Raw genomic sequence first — 19,938 nt, 5'->3', positions numbered from 1 at the left:
CTTACGAACAACTTCTCCTTTCATGAGAAGGGACGCACGGATTGTTTTGAAATTTTCAAATAGCCGTTCTTTCCATGTCGGCTGAATTTCGGTATGCTTGACTACAGTGACCGCTAGCTGTCATACACTTCGGATAAAGGTGGATTTAGGGTATGGAAATAAATTATTGTTTGTCTTGCGGGACCGTTCTGGAGGTTCGGGAAATCGACGGGGTGATGAGAAAGGCATGTACGGCGTGCAGCTTCGTTCATTGGGGAAATTACAGCGTCGGCGTAGGCGCTTTGATCGAAAGAGACGGGAAGTATTTGCTGGTAAGAAGGGCGCAGGAGCCGGGCAAGGGCAACTGGACGAATCCGGGCGGCTACATTGAGCAAACGGAGCTTATGCACGATACGATTCGCCGCGAGGTGCTGGAGGAAAGCGGAATTCATGCGGAGGTTACGCGCATCGTGGCGGTTCGCGACCAGCCGCGAAGCATACACAACGTATACATCGCTTTTGCGATGGATTACGTCTCGGGAGAACCGGTGCCTGACGGCGAGGAAGTCGATGCGGCCGGTTTTTACAGCTTGGAGGAAATGGCCGATATGAAGGTGGCCGGCTTCACGAGATGGCTGATCGACGTTGCGCAAAAAGGAGAAACGCGGGGATTAAACGCCGACGAGAATCCGATCGTGCCGATGGAGGGCATGGGTTTGTTCAGGGTGTAACGAAAAGCAGCTGCAGGGCTGCCGTTCCCGGTCGGCACCGCAAACCACGTTAAAGGCTGAGCAAGAAATGGAGCCTTACCATGGAGCTGCTCCTGCCGTCTTGCGGCAAAAATCGCCGGTGGTGTAATTTGCCGTTCCGCTTTGCATGTCGTGAAGCCAAAACAAGGGCCTTCGGGATCGGATTCATCGGTCCCGAAGGCCCTTGTCTGCTGCGCTTGGCAAGAAAGGCTGCCGTTACCTGGGCGGCTGGATGCGGATAATACCGCCTTCCGAGGCGTTGATGGCAATGGCGTTTCCGCCTTGGCCGACGGTAGCGTTCGCCGATTGCTCGGTGATGACGGTATCGCGTCCGTTTTTGAAAACAGAGCGTTTTTTGGTCTTGCGTTTCATGAGCTCACCCCCACCCCGTTATAATCAGGCTTTCCGCTTGCGCTTCCGGTAGATCCGAACGTTGACGGCATTGCTCGCCAGAACGTTTCCTTGTGCGGCCTTCGCGGTAGCTGTCTGATAGATGTTGACGACAACATACGTATGCTTGCCGACGCGATGCTTGTACGTTTTTACATGTGTTCGAATCATACTTCGCTCCTCCTGTTATCATTGTCATCATACGATATGTGCGAAGCCGGCGCGTTGTCGCGGCGGGGCTACGAAACGGAGCCGCTGCCGGCCCGTGCAGGCAGGAGCTTGTACCTGTCCGTCTTGTGAGGAGCATTCACAACAGGTGAGGGTGAAGGGATCATCCGTATGGGAGAGATTCGCCCTAAGCGCTAAGGTGTGTTACGATAGGCACAAAGCTTGTGCAGGAAAGCGGAGGAGAAAAACGATGAACGAACGGCATACAGCCGATCCGGAACAGCTGCGCGCCGCGCTGCGGCTGCTTCTGCAGGATGCGGACGCCGAGAAGGCGGATCTGCTGCGCGGAGTCGACGAGGCGTTGGGGAGTATCGCCGGTCTGGAGGCAGAGAACGAGCGGCTGAAGCAGGAAGTCAAAAAGCTGCGCGGTCAGCTGCATGCCAAAGCTGCAGGTTCCATGAACAGCCGTCTAAAGGATGCGCTAAGGGAGTAGTCGTGTAACGATTCGAAAAAGAAGTGTAATAATAGCCTACATCGCAAAAAGCTCTTCCCCTTCAACTGGCGGAAGAGCTTTTTGCGATGTAGGCGCTTATCGTGATTTCCGGAATGAATCCTTTCGGAGCACGCGGTATTCGTTCCGAAAACGCGAGCGGCACCGCTCTTCTTGTTGAGGGGGACGGTAACACCGCATGACCCGGGATTCTTTAGAATATTTTTATTCGCTCCCCCACTTTGTCTTAATAATTTTTCAATACGATGAAAGTGCTAAATTTTACCGAAGGGGAGATTGACATGAGGATTTTGGAAATAGGCTTGATTGCGATCAATTTTGGCCTGTTGTATTGGGCGTTTATCGCAAATAGGAAGTCCGGACAAGGTATTGTCATGCCATTGACGGTTGCCTTAGGTTTGGTTATTGTACAGTTTGCCATAGAAGGCGGACGCTGGCAGATGATTCCGGCTTACATGACGCCAGTGGTTCTGACGGCTTATTTCTTCTTAGGCAAGCGTAAAGAGGGCGGCAGGAGCCGGGTTAAGGTTACGTTTCAAGCGGCGATATTGACGGTATATTTATTGGTCTCGATCGCACTCCCTACAGTCATGCCCGTTTTCTCGTTTGAGAAGCCGACAGGGCCTTATTCGGTCGGAACGACAGTTTATCACTGGGTCGATGAACAGCGGGAAGAAACCTATACCGGTGATCCGGACGACCGGCGAGAGCTGATGGTGCAGATTTGGTACCCTGCAGCTAATGGCGGGGGGAAAAAGCAGAGTCCGTATGTCCAGAACTCATCAAAAGCAACTGGAGCTATCGCATCAAAAATGATGAACCTTCCGGCGTTCGCGCTAAGCCATCTGGGACTGGTCAAAACCCATTCTATGCTGGAAGCTGATCTTTCGGATTCGGAAAGCCGATATCCCGTATTGATTTTTTCCCACGGCATGAACGGGTACCGCAATCAAAATATGTTCCAAGTAGAAGAACTGGCAAGCCACGGTTATATCGTGCTGGGCATCGATTATGCCTATGAAGCTGCTGTCACCGTATATCCCGACGGCCGCGCAGCCTTAAGCAAAACCGACCCCGGCTTGACTTCTATGGCCCAATACGACGAGCATATCCCCCTTTGGGTTGGCGATGCTGAATTTGTGCTCAATCAAGTCGAGAATCTCAACCGGAACGATTCGACGGGCCGCTTTACCGGCAAATTGGATGTCGAACGAATAGGCATGCTAGGACATTCGTTTGGAGGAACCGTTACGACGCAGGTTCTGGCGACTGATTCGCGTGTGAAGGCTGCGCTTAGTATGGACGGCGGGTTTAATGGTTCTCCGCTTCCCCCGCAAGGACCCGGAAAACCATATTTTCTAATGTATTCAGCTGAAACTTACAATAAGGTTATGGTCTCTTTCGATGAGGTTGCCACAAAGGTGGGGAATGTAAGCCGCGAAGAATTTGAAGCGCCAAGGAAAACATATATACAAAGGTCGGGCAATGCTTTGGCGGGCGGCGGTTTATCCATACTCATTCCGGGTTCGAAACATGCAAGCTACACCGATCTAGCGTTATTCTCTCCATGGCTTGGGTTGGGCGGCGTTGACCCGCGGCGGGATCACCGTATCGTGAACGAATTCAGCATTGCCTTTTTCGATCGGTATTTAAAAGGGAAGAACGACGCTGCGCTTCAAGAATTGGCTGCCAAATACCCGGAAGTGAATTTCAAGGTGAATAAATAAGCGTGAATCCGCATGAAACCGGTCGAGTGCCTCGATGGATCGTAAACCGGGCGTTGGGATGACCGCGTGACATCCGGGAGGCAGCTCTGCCTGCCTCGTCCGGTACACCGGCGTGTATGCGGGATTTCAAGCGGGCAGTTTCATGATAAACGAATAATGTCCCGATGAATGAACCAGGCTTAATGTCCCGCCGTGCCGTTCAACGATATTTTTTGCAATGGATAACCCTAATCCCGAGCCGGTCTGGATGGTTTGGGCCGCTCGCGAATGATCGGCTTTATAGAACCGTTCAAATAGCAGCTCTTCCTGTTCCTTCGCTATCGGAATTCCTTCATTCTCGATCGTGATGGCAACAAAAGAGGGGCGTGCATCCAGCGACACGCGGACAATGCCCGGCTTCACTGTGAACTTTAAAGCATTCATCAAAAGGTTGTCGATGGCTCTCCTTAATTTTTTCGGATCCATTGGGACCGGCAAAGCCTCGAACGGCAAATTTTTCTCCACGGCGATCCCGTATTCTTGAGCAAGAGGTTGAAATTCCTCCAAAATTTGCGCGAGCAGCTCCCGTACATCGACCGGACTGGCTTCAAGCTTGGTTTCACTGGTTGTTAGACGCGTGTACTCGAATAAGTCATCAATGAGATTTTTTAGTTGAATGGCTTTTTTGTAGGTATTGTCAATGAAGCGTTCGTGTTCCTGCTCATTTTGATAACCTTTGTTCTGCAACAATTCCAGATATCCGATGACGCTCGTGAGGGGGGTTCGAAGATCGTGGGATACTCCCGTAATCAAGTCCATTTTGGACTTTTCGATTTGCCGTTCCTTTTCGATTTGGTGTTCCAGTTTTTCGGCCATCGCATTAATATTTTCCGCTACCTTGCCTAACTCGTCTTTCCTTGAGAGCGGAACGCGGTAGTGCATATTTCCGTTTGCGATATAAGCAAGCCCGTCCGCCAGCTTTAGTAAATATTGAACGATGCGCCGGGTCAGGAGTGAAAAGATCAATATAAACGGGACGACAAACGTAACTAAAGATAAAATAATAGACAAGTAGAAAGATTGGCTAGTATCGCTGAGACTGCTTAATATAGAGTTATTGACGATCGAAGATGCGTTCATCGCTATGATCAGGCTAAGGATAAAAGACCAAAACATGCGCATACGAATGCTGTTTTTTCCGGATATCAGGGCAAGGAAATTACTTTTCAATTTTGTATCCCACTCCCCAGACCGTTTTGATGTACCGAGGTTCCCGGTGGTTTTCCTCGATTTTCTCCCGGAGGTTTCGGACATGAACCACAACCGTATTATCCGAAAATCCGGCAGGTTCTTTCCAAACCCGAACATAAATTTTATCCGCGCTGAACACTTGTCCCCGATGGCTTGCCATCAGTTCAAGTATTGAAAATTCGATAGGTGTCAGGGATACTTCCCTTCCCTTTACGGTTACCTGATGCCGGGATTTGTCAATGATTAAGTCGCCGACAGAAATAACGGCTTCCTGCTTGTCCTCAGCGGTATAGCTTTGCCGACGCAGCTGCGCCTTGACACGGGCCATCAATTCGAGGAGACTGAACGGTTTAGTAACATAGTCGTCCGCCCCGGTAGAAAGCCCGGTTATTTTATCGATGTCTTCTTCCTTGGCGGACAGCATGATAATGGGAATCTTAGAGGTTTCCCTGATTTTCATGCATGCTTTGATTCCGTCCATATGGGGCATCATGACATCCAAAATGATTAAATGAACAGGTAATGTCTTGATGATCTCCAGTGCCTGCAAACCGTTTTCCGCCTCGAGCACATGAAATCCTTCATTACGCAAGTAGATGTGAAGAACGTCCCTGATTTCGGAATCGTCATCCACAACCAAGACAGTGTTCTTATTCATTTTCAGCCTCCTAATTTATTTCTTATGATTATGAGACAGACAGCTGCCTTTTCTCAGTATAAGTCAATAAAATTAGGATATTGCGGGGGAAAATCTAAAGAATATCTAAAGAAGCAGAAATAAAAGCGGAGTGCGTTCAGCGCCGGCCCGCTAGCAACAAAAGCTCCTTCGTACGGCGTTCAACCCGTCGACGGAGCTCTGTTTGGTATACGATCAGAAATGCTTATAGCACCAGCCATCTTGTAAACTCGATGATAGGACGAGTCGTTTATGACGAACCCAACCGCTCAATCAACCTTCGCGCCGTATGAGCGCAAGAAGCTAACCGCTTGAAAAGCGTCCATCCGAGCGCCTTTCACTTCAAACGATTTAAAATCGACGCCCTCCATAACCGCGCCGCGCAAGTCCGCCCCTCGCAGCTTTGCTTTGGCTAAGTTGGCTCTGGTTAAATCGCAGTTCCTTAGATCGGCATTCTCCAAATTGGCCTCGTACAAATCGGCCTCGAAAAAGCGGATGTTCCGCAAATCTTGTTTGACGAGTCTCGTTTGCCGAAGGTTCGTATAGGACCAATCGCCTTCAGTCAGCGTTACGCCGTCCATTTTCGCTTTTGAAAAGTCGGAGCCCATCATTTTGCAATCGGTAAATGCGGCTATAAAAAGGTTGGACTCTTTAAAGCTGCAGTTTTCGTATGCCGAATTTTTGTGAACGGAAGCATTCATCGTAGCGCCATGAAAATTGCACTGTACGAAACGGCAGCTATCTATGCGGACTTCCTCCATGGAAGCATGGGAAAAATCGCATCGTTCGAACGTACAGCGCAGAAATTCGCCTTCCCTTAAATCCCGTCCGCTAAAACCGGCGGCTTCGAAATATTGATCAATATACTGTACCATCCTATGTACCTCCGTAGCACCGTTCACCTATTTCATAATTACGTCCAAAAGACCGACGAGCGTATAAGCATGCCGCTGTGAAATGATACAGCCTTTCAAATCTTCGATTTCTACAACCAATCCGTCGAACTCGCAGTCGCTGAGATCGATCCCTTCCAGTTTAGTGCCCGATAGAACGGCTTGATCGATATGGCAGGCGGTAAATATCGTTTTTTGCAGTTCGGAGTGGAAAAAATCGGCTCTGATCAGAGAGTTGCTTTCGAATGCCGCTTGCTTGAAATTCGTAAACCGAAACGATGCGTAATCGCTGACGCAGCCGAGAAATCGGACGTTTTGAAACCTGCTCCGCGTAAAGTCCGTCCCGATGAGCTTGCAATTTCTGAACTCCGTGCGGTGCAGGAACGAATCGGTAAGACAGACGTTCGATAAATCGCATCTCTCAAAAACGACGTCCGTCAGTTCGATGCCGACCAAAGCGGACTCCGTAACGGTTACGTTTTTAAACACGCATTTGTCGAACGAGACCTTCTGGGCATCCTGCCCGTCAATGAAGACGTCGCTTACGGATTTGAGACGGAATTCGTCCTTCGTCCGTAGCGAATGTACTTCATGAGTCAAAATATCCAGCTGATCGGGGATATTGGGTTGGTCCATCTTAAAATTCATAACATCGGCTCCATTTTATAGAGGTTGTTTAAAAAGTCCCCTTTTGATAACGAAGCAGAACGGAGGGTTATTCGACATCGAATCTTGAATTCATCCGGCAACTGCGGTACTCACGTAGTTTTGCCTACGCTCCGTGTCCTCGTTACTCGGATTCATCCAACCTTCTCGGTTCTGAAAAGGGGCCTTTTTAAACTCGGTAATATTATGTTATTTCAATATTGTTATCCGGATTCGTCGTCGAACGTTGCTCCGTCTTCTTCCGCTTGACGAAAAAACCGATGGCCAGCGCCAGCAAAGCGAGAACAAAGCCGGTTATAAAAGCGTCCTGCATGCCTGCGACAAAACCGTTCACCGCTTCGCCCCGCGAAGCCGGGTCGTCGGAAGCTTCCAAATAAGCCTTGGATCCGGATGCCAAAATGCTGATGAACAAAGCGGTCCCGATCGCGCCGGCCACTTGCTGCAGCGTGCTGATGATCGCCGTTCCGTGCGGATATAGATGGCGGGGCAGCTGATTCAATCCTGTCGTCTGTACCGGCATCATCACCATGGAGAACCCGGCCAGCAAAACGACATGAAGCAGAATCACGTAACCTGTGCCGGTAGAGCTATCGACTCCAATGAACAACCCGGCGGCAAGGGCAGCCAAGGCTAGGCCCGGTATGACCAGGGCGCGCGGACCGAATTTATCGAATAAATGGCCCGATACCGGCGCCATGATGCCATTGACGATGCCGCCCGGCATCATAGCCAGCCCTGCATGGAACGCCGTCAAAAGCAGCACGGTTTGAAGATATAACGGAAGGATGATCATAACGGCAAAAATCATCATCATCAAAATAAGAATGAGCGCCATAGCCAGCGAGAACAAGGGGTATTTGAACGTCAGAAGCTCAAGCAGAGGCTCCTTGACGGCCAGCTGACGCCAAATGAACAATAGAAGCGACACGCCTCCTGCGGCGATCGTCCAGTACGCTTCAGGCTCCGACCACGAGCCTTCTCCCGCTTTGCTGAATCCGTAAACGATGCCCCCAAATCCGATCGTGGAGAGCAGGATGGACAGTACATCGACTTTCGGTTTTGTCAATACGGATACATTTCTCAAATAAATGCCTGCAAAAACAATGGAAAAGGCGGCCAGCGGAATGACAAGGTAAAACAGCCAGCGCCATGACAACGAATCGACGATCACACCCGATAATGTCGGACCGACCGCAGGCGCGGACATGATGACAAGTCCGATCAGGCCCATGGCCCCGCCCCGTTTTTCCGGAGGGAATATAACGAGAATCGTAGTCATTAATACGGGGAGCATAAGCCCTGTACCCAGCGCTTGAACGATCCTTCCGATTAGAAGCATACCGAACCAGGGGGCCGCCGCACAAATAACCGATCCTGTCAGAAATATCGACATCGCGGACAAGAACATCTGTCTTGTTGTAAACCATTGCTGAAGCAGCGCGGTTACCGGAACAAGAATACCTATGACGAGCATATAGCTGGTAGACAGCCATTGAATGGTAACGGCCGTTACGCCGAATTCTTTCATAAGCTCCGGAAAAGCGATGTTTAACAACGTTTCGTTCAAAATGGAGACAAACGCTCCGATAATCAATGCCGCCACAATAGGCCCTCTGCGTATCCCGCTCAAATCCGCGGAAGAAGCTTCTCTCCCGGCAACTCCAGTGCTCAACTCGTTCTCCTCCCCAAGCCCGCAGTTCGAATTCGTTTCCCAAAAAACGTTTTTCCATGTTTGTCCACAGATCGTACTTTTCCTCTTGTTTTTCATCTCCTCTTCGTTTCAATAACCGTACATCCATCATTATAATTATGCGGCAAAAAGTGTATATCGGATTAGCTCAGGAAGGGCACTTGTTTTTGCAGGCGGGAATATTCCGGGATACGATTTGTCATTCTTCGCAGAGTTTGGGGGCGTTTGCGATGCATTTCGGGCTGGCCAGCGCTTGACGGATTTTGCGCATCATCGCCCATGCCGTTTGATAGCTGATCTCCAGCTCGTTGGCGATCATGGCCGTCGATAGGCTCTTTTCTTGAACCGCTAAATAGATTGCCGCGAACCAGATCGTAATATCGGTGCGGGTTTTTTCGAAAATGGTACCGACGATAAGGGTCGTCTGGTTGCCGCATAGCTTGCACTCGTAAAGCGGGTGCTTGCGTGTCGTAATGACGTAGTAATCGTCGTGCCGGCATTTGGAGCACTGGAAGCCTTCGGGCCACTTCATCCTGAAAAGATATTCATTGCAAGATTGTTCCGTAAGGAAGTGTTTTTGATATTGTTTGAAGCTAATAACCGGTTGATCCTCCAAAATTATTCCTCCCGCCGAACGTTTGTTGGCATTAATTATAGCCGAACGTACGTTTCATTTCCAGCGCGGCAGATTGCTGGACAGCTTTTTTTGCACCTCGCGCGACTCCGGGCACGGTGCTCGGTCACATACCGGCTGTCAAAGCTCGTGCCACTTGCAAAAAAACTCCTCCGACGGTGTTCAACCCGTCAGAGGAGCTTTGTTCAAATATCAGAATTTATATGTTTCACAATTAATTAAGCCTGATATTTCACCGGTAAACGCGCCTGTCCTTAAGCGTATGCTTACGAAGTCGCTTTCTTCGAAAGCGTTTAGGACGGCGAAGCCGTTTATCCTTGCTTTATTCTTCTTCTTCGCCGGCGGCAGTTTTATTGACGACGTCCTTCAGCTCCGGAATCGCATCGACCAGCCACTCTCTGCGGCGAATGGCCGTACCGCTGAGCGCCGGCAGCTTGCCGTACTCCCACTCGATTTCGGCATGCTTCGTATAGGCTTGAATGAGGTCAAGCAGCGCGTAGCCCCACTCGCCGACTTGGTAACCCGTGTACGGGATGTCCGGATAATAGTGCAAATATGCTTCCTTGAGCATAAAACCCGCCGACATCATGACGATTTGCGGCAACGCCTTCTCGCCGATCTTCTCCATGATGGCCGCAGCGTTGATTTGCGTAGGCTCAGCCGTAAGCTTGGCGAAGGAAGGGCCGTCGATGACGCCGTTTTCCTTGGCCAGCCACGCGGAAACCCAGTTCATAATCGGCTCGAACGCGTCGGGAAGCTTGTCCTCCAGCGGCGTTTCCGGATTTTCGAGATCGACGGTCCATGTTTTGCCGTTTTTGGCTACGCGGATATTGCCCGAGATGCCGGCTTTGCGCAGCGTAATAAGGGCGTGAGTTTGCAGCTTGGTCGAAAACTGCTCGTCGCGGCAGCATTTGCGCAGAATCGTTTCGGTGCGCGGCAGCGGGAAAAGCGCCAGTGTTTGCAGCGCTTCCAGCGCATTCGCATATTCCATCGTAGTGATCGCTTCTTCGATACGGCTCAGTACTTGGTCGTCCGGCTGTTCGGCCCAGAGCTCAAGCGGTGTTTTGTAGGCGGCGATCCGCAGCAGCGGCATGATGCCTTTCTCCTCGAGCTGCTCGGCGGTAAGCTGCTCCGTCAACTGAGCGCATGCCTGATCGACGTCGGCCTTCAACGCGTCGAACATTTCCTTGCTGTCCTTGTCCGCCACGCCGTTCGCTCTGGTCGCTTCGATCCAGTCGCGCAGCGCTAACGGGTTGTTCCTGTAAACGGTTGCCGCTGCGGCCGCGAACGGCGGAGCGAACGGAAGACCAAGCTGCGCATAACGCGCGAGCAATATTTGCAAATCGACTTGCCGATCCAATTGCTGCAGCGATACAAACAAGTTCATCCATGCTTCGAGCTGGGCGGGGTTCGTTTTGGCAGCTCCGAAAAAATAAAAAGCGGCCGCTCCGAACGCTCCTTTATTGATCATTTCGGTACCATTTCGCATCAGTTCGTTACCGGCAGTCGTGTTCAAAGGCTATACCTCCATTCGTTAATAGCCCCATTATACTACATCACGCATCCGGGCGCGATTCAACCTGGAAAATAAAACTCCGTCCTTCGCCTGCAATAAATGATATAAATAGTTCACGTAGTGTAATATAGGGAAAACCTTTAAAAACTTAGCTAAGGGTGATGTCCTTTGTATCGAGTCAGAAATTACAAAATGACGATTTTTCCAAAACTGTTTCTATCTTTTCTGGCCATAATCGGTTCTCTCTACATGCTTAATTTGGCAATGAACAACTCAGGCGTCCGAACGATCAAAACGGAAATCGAGGAGTCGTTGAAGTCGCGCGTTCATTTCTATCACAGCACGTTCGAAACGGATCTGAAGCGAATTATTAAGCTGAAGCATGAATACTTGTACGATAGCGATCTTATGGAGCTAAGCTTCGTTCCCGAGCAGATGAGCGATTATCAATTCGCTGAGGCCATCCTGCGAATCAAGACCCGGCTTAACCTGCTGAAAACCTCCAGTCTATACATCGATGACGTGCATGTGCATATTCCGCTTATCGATAGAACGATTTCTTCTACAGGCTATGTCGATTCACCTCCGCCCGACGAATTGAAAATTCTCAAGCAATCCAACTTCGTTCATCCAATCGTATCCTGGGATGGCCGCATATTGATCGGCGGCATTTCCCCGGAATGGAATTTAAATGATGCGGAACCGCTTTTGACATTCAAGCTTCAGCTTTCCGAGGAAAAGATTCGTTTATCGCTGCAGCAAATCGATAATACGGGGCTGGGCGGAGCCATTTTGTTCGATAACAATGGAACATGGGCCGTATACGGCAATGAAGCTCCGTCCGATGAGGAACGAATGCTGCTCGAACAAATGAAAAGCGTTCCGGAAGAGGCGCAGAGCGGGACGATCCATCGGAAGATGAACGGGCAAAATTACTTGGTTATTTATGAACGTTCGGCCGCCTTGCAATCTACTACACTGGTATATTTCCCGGAAGATGAAGTATTAGGGCCTCTAAAAACGAATCGGCATTGGTTTTGGTGGGTATCCCTGGCATCCGCAGGCGTAGTGCTTGCGTTTTCCTTCTGGACGTACCGGCTGATTCATCAACCGATACGCAGGATGGTTCAGGCTTTCCGCAAAGTGGAAAACGGAGATTTAAGCGTGGCCATTCATCGCCGGCAAGAGGATGAGTTCAGCTATTTATACACTCGCTTCAATGCCATGGTCAGCGAGCTGAATGTTCTGATTAAGGAAGTTTACGAGCAGAAGATTCGTTCGCAGAGAGCGGAATTGAAGCAATTGCAATCGCAAGTCAATCCGCATTTCTTGTATAACAGTTATTTCGTTCTCTATCGAATGGCCAAAATTCCCGATATCGACAACGTTATCCGGCTGGCCCGTCATCTCGGGGAATATTTCCGCTACATCACGCGCAGCGGCTCGGATGAGGTGGCGTTGGATGAGGAAGTTAAGCATACGTTGGCCTATGTTCAAATCCAAATGTTTCGTTTCGATCAACGCATTGAGACTCGCTTCGCGGATGTTCCGGAGGCATGCAAGCCGGTTCGTGTTCCCAGGCTGATCCTGCAGCCGATTATGGAGAACGCATATGAGCACGGCTTGAAGGAAACGATAGCGGACGGGCTTGTCTGTGTTGAATTCATTCAACAGGATCAGGATTTGATCATTGCTGTCGAGGATAACGGGCGGGAAATGACGAATGAGCAGATCGGCGAATTGGATCGTTTGCTTCACCAGAAGAATGATTTGATTGAAACAACCGGTATCTTGAATGTTCACCGCAGGCTGCAATTGAAATTCGGCGAGGCTTACGGCCTATCCGTTTCCAGAGCGTCCATCGGCGGTTTGCGCGTAGAAATGAAAATCCGTTTGGAGCCGGAACCTGGCTCTTGATCATGCTGGCCGGTCAAGTTGTAAACGGAAGACAAAAGAAGTAACGGATTTCACGTAGTTAAGCTTTTTTAGGTGACGTACAATTATTGTCATCCTTCCGCTCCGATCGATTCGCAATTCGTATAAGGAAGTTTGTAAAGGAGAGTCGTTCCCATGTCATCGTCCGTATATAAAATGCTGATTGTGGATGACGAGAGGGCCATCGTCAACGGTTTGGTCAGTTTATTTGAGGATGAGCCCGATCTGCAGCTGGAAATATTTCGAGCGTATTCCGGGCTGGAAGCCTATGAATTTCTTCAGCGCCACCCGGTGGATATCGTGATGTCCGATATTCGAATGCCCGGGATGTCGGGCCTTGAGCTTCAACGACAGGTGAAGGAGCTGTGGCCGGGTTGTCAGTTTATTTTTCTAACCGGCTATAATGACTTTCATTATGCCCAAGAAGCCATGCGAAATGAGGGCGCCGATTATATTCTGAAAACGGAAGAGGATGCGACAATCATTCAAGCCGTTCATAAAGTCATCGGGCGTCTGGAACGGCAGTTTGAAATCAACGCTTTTATGGCGCAGGCCGGCAATAGACTGAAACAGGCGCTGCCCGTTTTGCAAAAAGAGTTTATGTGGGAGCTCCTGCAAGGAGAGGGGAGCAGCGACGATCAACAATTTTTGCGACAAATGGAGGAACTCGAAATTCCTTTGAGCCCTGATCGTCCGGTACTCTTGGTTTTGGTTCGGGTCGACGATTGGGGGAATAAAATACATGCTTCCGATCAAACGCTCATGTTATATGCAATGACAAATATCGTTCAAGAATATTTGAGTCCGATAGCGGAATTGTATCCGCTAACCTATGAACAATCCAAGCTGGTATTGCTGATCCAGGCGAAGGATCCGGGAGAACGAGGGGCAAGCGGCGCCGTCCAAAGTACCCTTCCGCCGCCGAAGCGAATCGCTTTGTTTGTGAACAATATTTTGGAATCCGTATTGGCTGCTTGCAAGCAATATTTGGATTTGACGATTTCCATGCTGGCTGCCAAGGAAGCAGTGCCTTGGCAGGCTTGCCGGCAAAAGTTCAAGCGCTTGAGACGATTGCTGCTAATCGATTGCGCCATGCGTCAGGAAATCGCCTTATCGGAAAGCAATTTGGAAGATGAGGAGCAGGCTGAATCGAAGCCCGACGCTTCGGTGCAACTGCAGCTAGGAAAAATATCGATGCTGGAAACCTATCTGGAAACCGGACAGCGCGAGCATTTCTTCGGGCTGTTCTTTGAGCTGATGAAGCTGGCTCAGGAACCGGATTATGTGTCAAACGGCTTGAAATTGCATCTGTATTATGCGCTGGTTTCGATCTACCTTGCTTATTTGCATCAGTCGGGAACTATGCATGACTTGGACAGCCGGCTGGATATTCACAAGCTGACCCGAATGGAGGAGCACGAAGGCTGGGATGAAGCGACGCGATTTTTGCAGCAAACGGCCGAACGGATCTTTTCCCATAAAACCGCGGATCTGGCTGAACGCGACCGGGAGGTAATCCGTAAAATCAAGCGATACGTAGAACAAAATCTGGCCGGGGATTTGTCGCTTACGCGTATTGCGGAAGTAGCGGGATTCAATCGCTCGTATTTATCCAGGCTTTACAAGCAGATGACTGGCAAGGGGCTTTCCGAATATATCCTGGAGGTAAGGCTGCTAAAGGCGAAGGAGCTGCTTCGGCAGCATCAGCTGAAGGTTCACGAAATTTCCGATGTCCTCGGATTCGAATCGTCCGCCTATTTTACCCGTTTTTTCAAAAGGGCGACAAATTTGACGCCAACGGAGTTTCGCGAATTGGATCACTAATCGCTTCCGATTCCGATGAACGTGCAAGTTGTAAACAGAAGACAAAGAAAGTAACAAGTTTCCCGTATCTGGCTGTTTGCCGGATCCCCTATACTTACACACAAGCGGATTAACTTGTTCGGAGAAAGCCGCACGGAACAGGGTGCCGTCAGTTATGTGTTAGAGGGGGAGACTAATCAAATTGAACGTTTTTAACATTAAAGCTTATGGTGCCGCAGGCGACGGTATATCCAAGGACACGGCCGCCGTACAAGCTGCCATCAACGCATGTGCGGAAGCGGGCGGCGGCACGGTTTACATTCCGCCGGGCAGATTTTTGGTTGGGACGTTATTGTTAAAAGATCATATGACGTTATGGCTGGAAGCGGGGGCGGTATTGTTATCCAGTACAGACAAAGAGGATTTTTACTTTGCCGAGATTTATTCGAATTGCGCCAATTCGACGATGTACCCCGGACTGCTGTACGGAAAAAACGTTTCGAATATTACGATCGCGGGCAGAGGCTGTATGGACGGACAAGATCAGGCGTTCTGGGAAGCCAAAGAAGCCATTGGCGAAGGATGGAATTCGACGCCTGCGCGGTATGTGCCGAAAGAATGGCGTCCCATGATGATTCTGTTGGAGGATTGCTCCGATATCCAAATCAAGGATATCCAGATCCGTTCCTCCCCTGTTTATTCGGGATGGATCATCGACTGCGAGCGAGTTAACCTGCATGGCTTGCAAATTATCAACGATTTTTATGGACCGAACAGCGACGGTTTTCATTTCAGTTCCTGCCGCTTCGTACACATCGCTTCCTGCCATTTTCTCACGGGCGACGATTCCATAGCGATTGACAGCAACGGACAAAAAAATTCGCAGCACTTCACGATTACCGATTGTACCTTCGAGACTTCGGTTAACGCGTTTCGCATTTATACCGGACTCGATCCCTGGATGCATAAGGAGATCTACAGCGAGATCAGCGACATTGCGATAAACAACTGCTCGGTAGCCAATGCGGCGGGCGTTGTAAATGTAACGGCAGAGAACGGTCTGATCGAGAGAATTAACGTGTCCAACATAACGGCCCGAATGGAGCAGGAAGGAACCGCCATATTCATCATGACCGGCAAGGGAACCGTGCGGCGGATTCAGCTGCAGCAATGGACGGTTCGCTCCAACGGCGCGTGTACCGTGATCGGCATGCCGGATGATTGCATAGAAGACATCGTCCTTTCCGGGATCCAGTTTGAAGTGGCCGCCAAGAGGAAACTTTATGGGCTGGAGGTTCCGGAGCCGATTCCATCCTACGCGCATCATCATTTTGCACCGTATGCCTTATATTTCCGGTACGCCCGAAAAATCAGGCTGAACCATGTCGAGGTGACATGGATCGGCGGCAGCCTGGAGGAAAGCTGGAGCGCAATCGATTGCAAGGAGATTGAGGACTTGCAGATTATAGGCTTCAGCGGCAAGCAGGCAGGCGGGGATCCTTCCGTACCGGCAATTCGGTTCCTGCAGGTGCAGTCAGGCTACTTGGCCAATTGCCGGGCTTTGCCCGGAACGAGCGTTTTCTTGGAAGTTTCGGGCTCCAAGTCAGGCAACATCCGTTTGGCGGGCAATGACCTGAGTCAAGCCGGCAATCGTCTGGCAGTCGGCGAGGAAGTCGGTCAGGAGATAGGGATAGAATGATGATTTGATGCAGAGAGCTTGGTCAGATGCTGTTAATCTATTTTTAAAGGAGTGTTACTATGTTGCATACGAAGAAACGGAAGCTTCTGGGAATGATTGGTGCCAGTCTGCTGCTTTTGACTGCCGCTTGCTCGCAGAACTCGACTAAAGGCGAATCGCCGTCGCCAAACGGAAATTCGCCGAGTAAGCAGTCGCCTGAAGCGGGGAGCGAGACCAAGCAGTCGCTCGATCCGTTAGGCAAATACGATCCACCCATTGAAGTGACGGCTGTCAGAAATTTGCCGACCAGCATCCAGTTCAGAGAAGGCGAATCCATCACAAACAATGTTTGGAGCCGGGAATATGAAGAGAAGCTGGGCATTAAGATTAAGTACCTGTGGACAAGCAATTCCGACTACAATCAAAGGCTGAACGTTTCGATAGCTTCCGGCGAGCTGCCGGACATTTTCTCTGTGGATTCGATTCAATTGAAACAACTGGTTCAAGCCGGACAAGTGGAAGATCTAGGTCAGGTGTTCGAAAAGTATGCTTCGCCGTTAACGAAAAAAATCATGAACGGCGATCCAAGCCAAATGAAATCGGCTACATTCGGCGGGAAATTGATGGCTTTGCCTCGCGTAGGCTCTCCGTACGATTCCTCTCAAGTACTGTGGGTTCGTGCAGATTGGCTGAAGAAGCTCGGATTGCCGGAACCGAAAACGATGGAAGATGTATTCCGTATCGCCGAAGCTTTCACCAACCAGGATCCGGATGGCAATAACCAGAAGGATTCTTACGGGTTAGCCTTGACAAAGGACCTTCATGGGGGCGGATTCGCTAATCTGCAGCCTTTCTTTAACGGTTATCACGCTTATGTCGACCAGTGGATTAAAGACAAGGACGGCAAGCTGGCGTTCGGCAGCGTGCAGCCTGAAGTCAAAGCGGCGCTTGCAAAGCTGCAGGAGATGTATCGGGCCGGGCAAATCGACAAGGAGTTTGCCGTTAAAGACGGCGGCAAAGTCATGGAGTCGCTTGGTTCGGGAAAGATCGGCATGTCGTATGGCGCATGGTGGAATCCGGCATGGCCTTTGCAATCAGTTAAGGATCAGGATCCGTCAGCTGAATGGAGAGCTTACGGCATTCCATCCGTCGATTCCACACCGAGCAGCCTGCAACTGGCATTCCCTGCAGCTGACTATTATGTCGTAAAGAAAGGCGCTGCGCATCCCGAAGCGATCGTTAAATTATTGAACATTTTGGTTGATCGCGGATACTCGGAAACGGCCGATATCGAAAAATTCTTTATAGCGAAAGACGGGTTCTTATATAATAATTATCCGCTTTTATATGCCTCTCCTGTAGACGGAAATATATTGATTCATCAGCATTTGAAAGAAGCGCTGGAGAAGAAGGATCCTTCGAAGCTGAACGGAGAAGAGAAAGGCTATTACGATAAAATTATGGCTTATCGCGGCGGCGATCCGAAAAGCTGGACGAACGAAGGCATGTATGGCCTTGATAGCGCCTGGCCTTCTGTGAAGGAGAAGCTTGACGCCGGACTTGTCAAGAAAGCCGAGTTTTTTGGCGCTCCAACCAAATCGATGAGTCAAAAAAATGCAAACTTGAGCAAGATGACGATGGAAACCTTCACCAAAATCATTATGGGCGAGAAAAGCGTCGACGAGTTTGACGTGTTTGTGAGCAACTGGCATAAGCTTGGCGGCGACGAGATCACCAAAGAAGTGAATGAATGGGCTGCGCAGCAGTAAGGAGCGCGAGCGTACAGGATCTCTGCGAGGAGAAGTTCGTTACCCTGCAAACGGCTGTCGTCTTCATTCGAATGACGCAGCCGTTTGTCCTTTCAGGAAAAAATGATCAGGAGATTGATTCCTAATGAATAAAAAAATGATCAGACAACTCCCGCTTCACTTCATGCTGCTGCCGGGGATCATATTGGTGCTCATTTTTAGCTATGTACCGATGATCGGCATTGTCATCGCATTTCAAGAATTCGTGCCGGCCCGGGGATTATTCGGCTCGGAGTGGGTCGGGTTAGACAACTTCAAATACGCGTTTGAGTTGCCGGATTTCCGGATCGTCCTGCGAAATACCGTGTTTATATCCTTCATGAAAATCATCGCCGGCTTGCTTGCTTCGCTCGTTACGGCGCTGCTGTTGAACGAAATCGGCAAATTGTGGTTTAAAAGAGGTGTGCAAACCGTCATTTATTTGCCGCATTTTTTATCGTGGGTTATTCTTGGCGGGATTCTGATCGATATTTTATCCCCCTCGACAGGCATTGTCGCTCAGGTTTTGTCCGCGTTTGGAATCGAACCGGTCTTCTTTCTGGGGAAGAACGCCTGGTTTCCTTATGTGGTTGTTTTTTCTGATATTTGGAAGGAATTCGGTTTCAATACGATTGTATATTTGGCGGCCATAACCAGCATCAACCCGACGTTATACGAGGCGGCGCGAATAGACGGCGCCAACCGCTGGAAGCAGACCTGGCATATTACGCTGCCCGGTATGCGGCCGATTATCATATTGCTTGCAACGCTCAGTTTAGGAAACGTGTTGAATGCGGGGTTCGACCAAATATTTAATCTCTATAGCCCGGCTGTTTACGAAAGCGGCGATATTATCGATACGATGGTATATCGGATGGGGCTTGTCGATTTCCAATACGGCCTGGCTACTGCCATCGGATTGTTTAAGTCGGTCGTTTCGCTTGTGTTGATCTCAACTTCCTATTGGCTGGCTTACCGATTCGCAAATTACCGTATTTTTTAGGATAGACGGGTTTATCCTTGGCAGGAAGGAGTGCTCAGCGTTGAGAGTGTTTTCCGTTTTTAATTACACGCTGTTATTGTTTGTAGCCTTATTGTGTTTGTTTCCGCTGTGGCATATTTTAGCCGTTTCTTTCAGCTCAAGCAGCGCTGCGGCCGCCGGGCTCGTTACGTTTTGGCCGGTTCAATTTACGACGAAGTCGTATGAGTTTATTTTGGCGAAACCGGAATTTCTGCGCTCTATGGCTGTTACCCTTCAGAGACTGGTAATAGGCTCGGTTATTAATATGCTCCTGACGATCATTATCGCCTACCCGCTGTCCAAGGAAAGCAAGGATTTGAAATTCAGAACGGTGTATGCCTGGTTTTTTATTTTTACCATTTTATTCGGCGGCGGCTTGATTCCTGCGTATATGACGATCAAGTATGTGGGGTTATTAAACAGCATTTGGGCTTTGGTGCTGCCAAGCGCCGTTCCGGTGTTTAATATCATTTTATTGCTTAATTTTTTTCGGGGATTACCGAAAGAATTGGAAGAATCCGCTTTTATGGACGGCGCCGGTTACTGGACGGTCTTGTGGCGAATTTATGTCCCGATTTCTTTGCCGGCTATGGCGACAGTCGGACTGTTTACAATGGTTGGACACTGGAATGCCTGGTTCGACGGATTAATCTACATGAGTACGCCGGATCAGTACCCGCTTGCAAGCTATTTGCAAACGATCATCAAGGGGATCGACTTGACCAAAATGACCGGCCAGGATGCGCTTACGATGGCTGAGGTTTCCGATCGAACGGCTAAAGCCGCGCAAATTTTTGTCGGAACCTTGCCGATTTTGCTGGTCTATCCGTTCCTGCAAAGGTTTTTTGTCCAAGGGATTGTCTTGGGCAGCGTGAAAGAATAGAG

Annotated in this window: 18 protein-coding genes; 9 read left to right on the top strand and 9 right to left on the bottom strand. The window is 49.7% G+C overall.

Translation table 11 applies throughout. The features are described from left to right. The first annotated feature begins 152 nt into the window (after positions 1-152). The gene (locus tag DQG23_RS19155; RefSeq protein WP_113032490.1) at positions 153-710 is read left to right on the top strand and encodes an NUDIX hydrolase; all 558 of its coding nucleotides are present in this window, start codon (positions 153-155) and stop codon (positions 708-710) included. Between the two features lie 234 nt (positions 711-944). Here the strand turns inward: DQG23_RS19155 and DQG23_RS42590 are convergent, their stop codons facing one another. After that, positions 945-1,100: a hypothetical protein gene (locus DQG23_RS42590; RefSeq protein ID WP_192894610.1), complete on the bottom strand. Its 156-nt coding sequence runs from the start codon at positions 1,098-1,100 to the stop codon at positions 945-947. 24 nt (positions 1,101-1,124) lie between these two features. Further along, positions 1,125-1,289 carry a hypothetical protein gene (locus DQG23_RS42585; protein ID WP_192894609.1) on the bottom strand — a complete coding sequence of 55 codons (165 nt, stop codon included), beginning with the start codon at positions 1,287-1,289 and terminating at the stop codon, positions 1,125-1,127. Positions 1,290-1,536: 247 nt separating this feature from the next. Between DQG23_RS42585 and DQG23_RS19150 the strand changes: the two genes are divergently transcribed. Both DQG23_RS19150 and DQG23_RS19145 read left to right on the top strand, forming a co-directional pair. Beyond that, on the top strand, positions 1,537-1,779 hold the full coding sequence (locus DQG23_RS19150) for a hypothetical protein (RefSeq protein WP_113032489.1): 243 nt from the start codon (positions 1,537-1,539) through the stop codon (positions 1,777-1,779). 299 nt (positions 1,780-2,078) lie between these two features. Continuing rightward, complete coding sequence (locus DQG23_RS19145; RefSeq protein WP_113032488.1) at positions 2,079-3,524, top strand: alpha/beta hydrolase family protein; 1,446 nt, start codon at positions 2,079-2,081, stop codon at positions 3,522-3,524. Positions 3,525-3,650: 126 nt separating this feature from the next. On the opposite strand, the gene DQG23_RS19140 is transcribed toward DQG23_RS19145, so the two are convergent. The 7 genes from DQG23_RS19140 to DQG23_RS19110 all read right to left on the bottom strand — a co-directional run bounded on the left by DQG23_RS19140 (position 3,651) and on the right by DQG23_RS19110 (position 10,829). After that, positions 3,651-4,817: a sensor histidine kinase gene (locus DQG23_RS19140; RefSeq protein WP_113032487.1), complete on the bottom strand. Its 1,167-nt coding sequence runs from the start codon at positions 4,815-4,817 to the stop codon at positions 3,651-3,653. Continuing rightward, positions 4,723-5,412, bottom strand: coding sequence for a response regulator transcription factor (locus tag DQG23_RS19135; RefSeq protein WP_113032486.1), 690 nt, complete (start codon positions 5,410-5,412; stop codon positions 4,723-4,725). The genes DQG23_RS19140 and DQG23_RS19135 overlap by 95 nt, the downstream gene beginning before the upstream one ends. 287 nt (positions 5,413-5,699) lie before the next feature. After that, positions 5,700-6,305: a pentapeptide repeat-containing protein gene (locus DQG23_RS19130; RefSeq protein WP_113032485.1), complete on the bottom strand. Its 606-nt coding sequence runs from the start codon at positions 6,303-6,305 to the stop codon at positions 5,700-5,702. Positions 6,306-6,332: 27 nt separating this feature from the next. Further along, complete coding sequence (locus DQG23_RS19125) at positions 6,333-6,971, bottom strand: pentapeptide repeat-containing protein (protein WP_113032484.1); 639 nt, start codon at positions 6,969-6,971, stop codon at positions 6,333-6,335. Between the two features lie 202 nt (positions 6,972-7,173). Continuing rightward, positions 7,174-8,619 (bottom strand): DHA2 family efflux MFS transporter permease subunit, encoded by a 1,446-nt coding sequence (locus DQG23_RS19120; RefSeq protein WP_420330245.1) that lies wholly within the window; start codon positions 8,617-8,619, stop codon positions 7,174-7,176. Between the two features lie 259 nt (positions 8,620-8,878). Further along, complete coding sequence (locus DQG23_RS19115) at positions 8,879-9,295, bottom strand: transposase (RefSeq protein ID WP_113032482.1); 417 nt, start codon at positions 9,293-9,295, stop codon at positions 8,879-8,881. Positions 9,296-9,635: 340 nt separating this feature from the next. After that, the gene (locus DQG23_RS19110; RefSeq protein ID WP_113032481.1) at positions 9,636-10,829 is read right to left on the bottom strand and encodes a hypothetical protein; all 1,194 of its coding nucleotides are present in this window, start codon (positions 10,827-10,829) and stop codon (positions 9,636-9,638) included. Positions 10,830-10,997: 168 nt separating this feature from the next. Between DQG23_RS19110 and DQG23_RS19105 the strand changes: the two genes are divergently transcribed. From DQG23_RS19105 to DQG23_RS19080, 6 genes are all read left to right on the top strand, one after another. Further along, a complete protein-coding gene (locus DQG23_RS19105) occupies positions 10,998-12,746 on the top strand; it encodes a sensor histidine kinase (RefSeq protein WP_113032480.1) in 1,749 nt (582 codons plus the stop codon). Between the two features lie 153 nt (positions 12,747-12,899). Beyond that, on the top strand, positions 12,900-14,588 hold the full coding sequence (locus tag DQG23_RS19100) for a response regulator (RefSeq protein WP_113032479.1): 1,689 nt from the start codon (positions 12,900-12,902) through the stop codon (positions 14,586-14,588). A gap of 181 nt (positions 14,589-14,769) precedes the next feature. Then, entirely contained in the window at positions 14,770-16,266 is a 1,497-nt protein-coding gene (locus DQG23_RS19095) for a glycoside hydrolase family 28 protein (RefSeq protein ID WP_158560588.1), read from the top strand. A 59-nt stretch (positions 16,267-16,325) separates the two neighbouring features. Beyond that, positions 16,326-18,014 carry an extracellular solute-binding protein gene (locus DQG23_RS19090; RefSeq protein ID WP_113032477.1) on the top strand — a complete coding sequence of 563 codons (1,689 nt, stop codon included), beginning with the start codon at positions 16,326-16,328 and terminating at the stop codon, positions 18,012-18,014. Positions 18,015-18,138: 124 nt separating this feature from the next. Next, positions 18,139-19,035: an ABC transporter permease gene (locus tag DQG23_RS19085; RefSeq protein WP_113032476.1), complete on the top strand. Its 897-nt coding sequence runs from the start codon at positions 18,139-18,141 to the stop codon at positions 19,033-19,035. A gap of 40 nt (positions 19,036-19,075) precedes the next feature. Beyond that, a complete protein-coding gene (locus DQG23_RS19080) occupies positions 19,076-19,936 on the top strand; it encodes a carbohydrate ABC transporter permease (RefSeq protein ID WP_113032475.1) in 861 nt (286 codons plus the stop codon). Positions 19,937-19,938 lie beyond the last annotated feature (2 nt).

The organism is Paenibacillus contaminans, assembly GCF_003285015.1.
GTDB classification, from domain to species: domain Bacteria; phylum Bacillota; class Bacilli; order Paenibacillales; family NBRC-103111; genus Paenibacillus_V; species Paenibacillus_V contaminans.
Note: the sequence above shows the minus strand (reverse complement) of the source record. Positions and strands in the feature narration are given on the sequence as shown.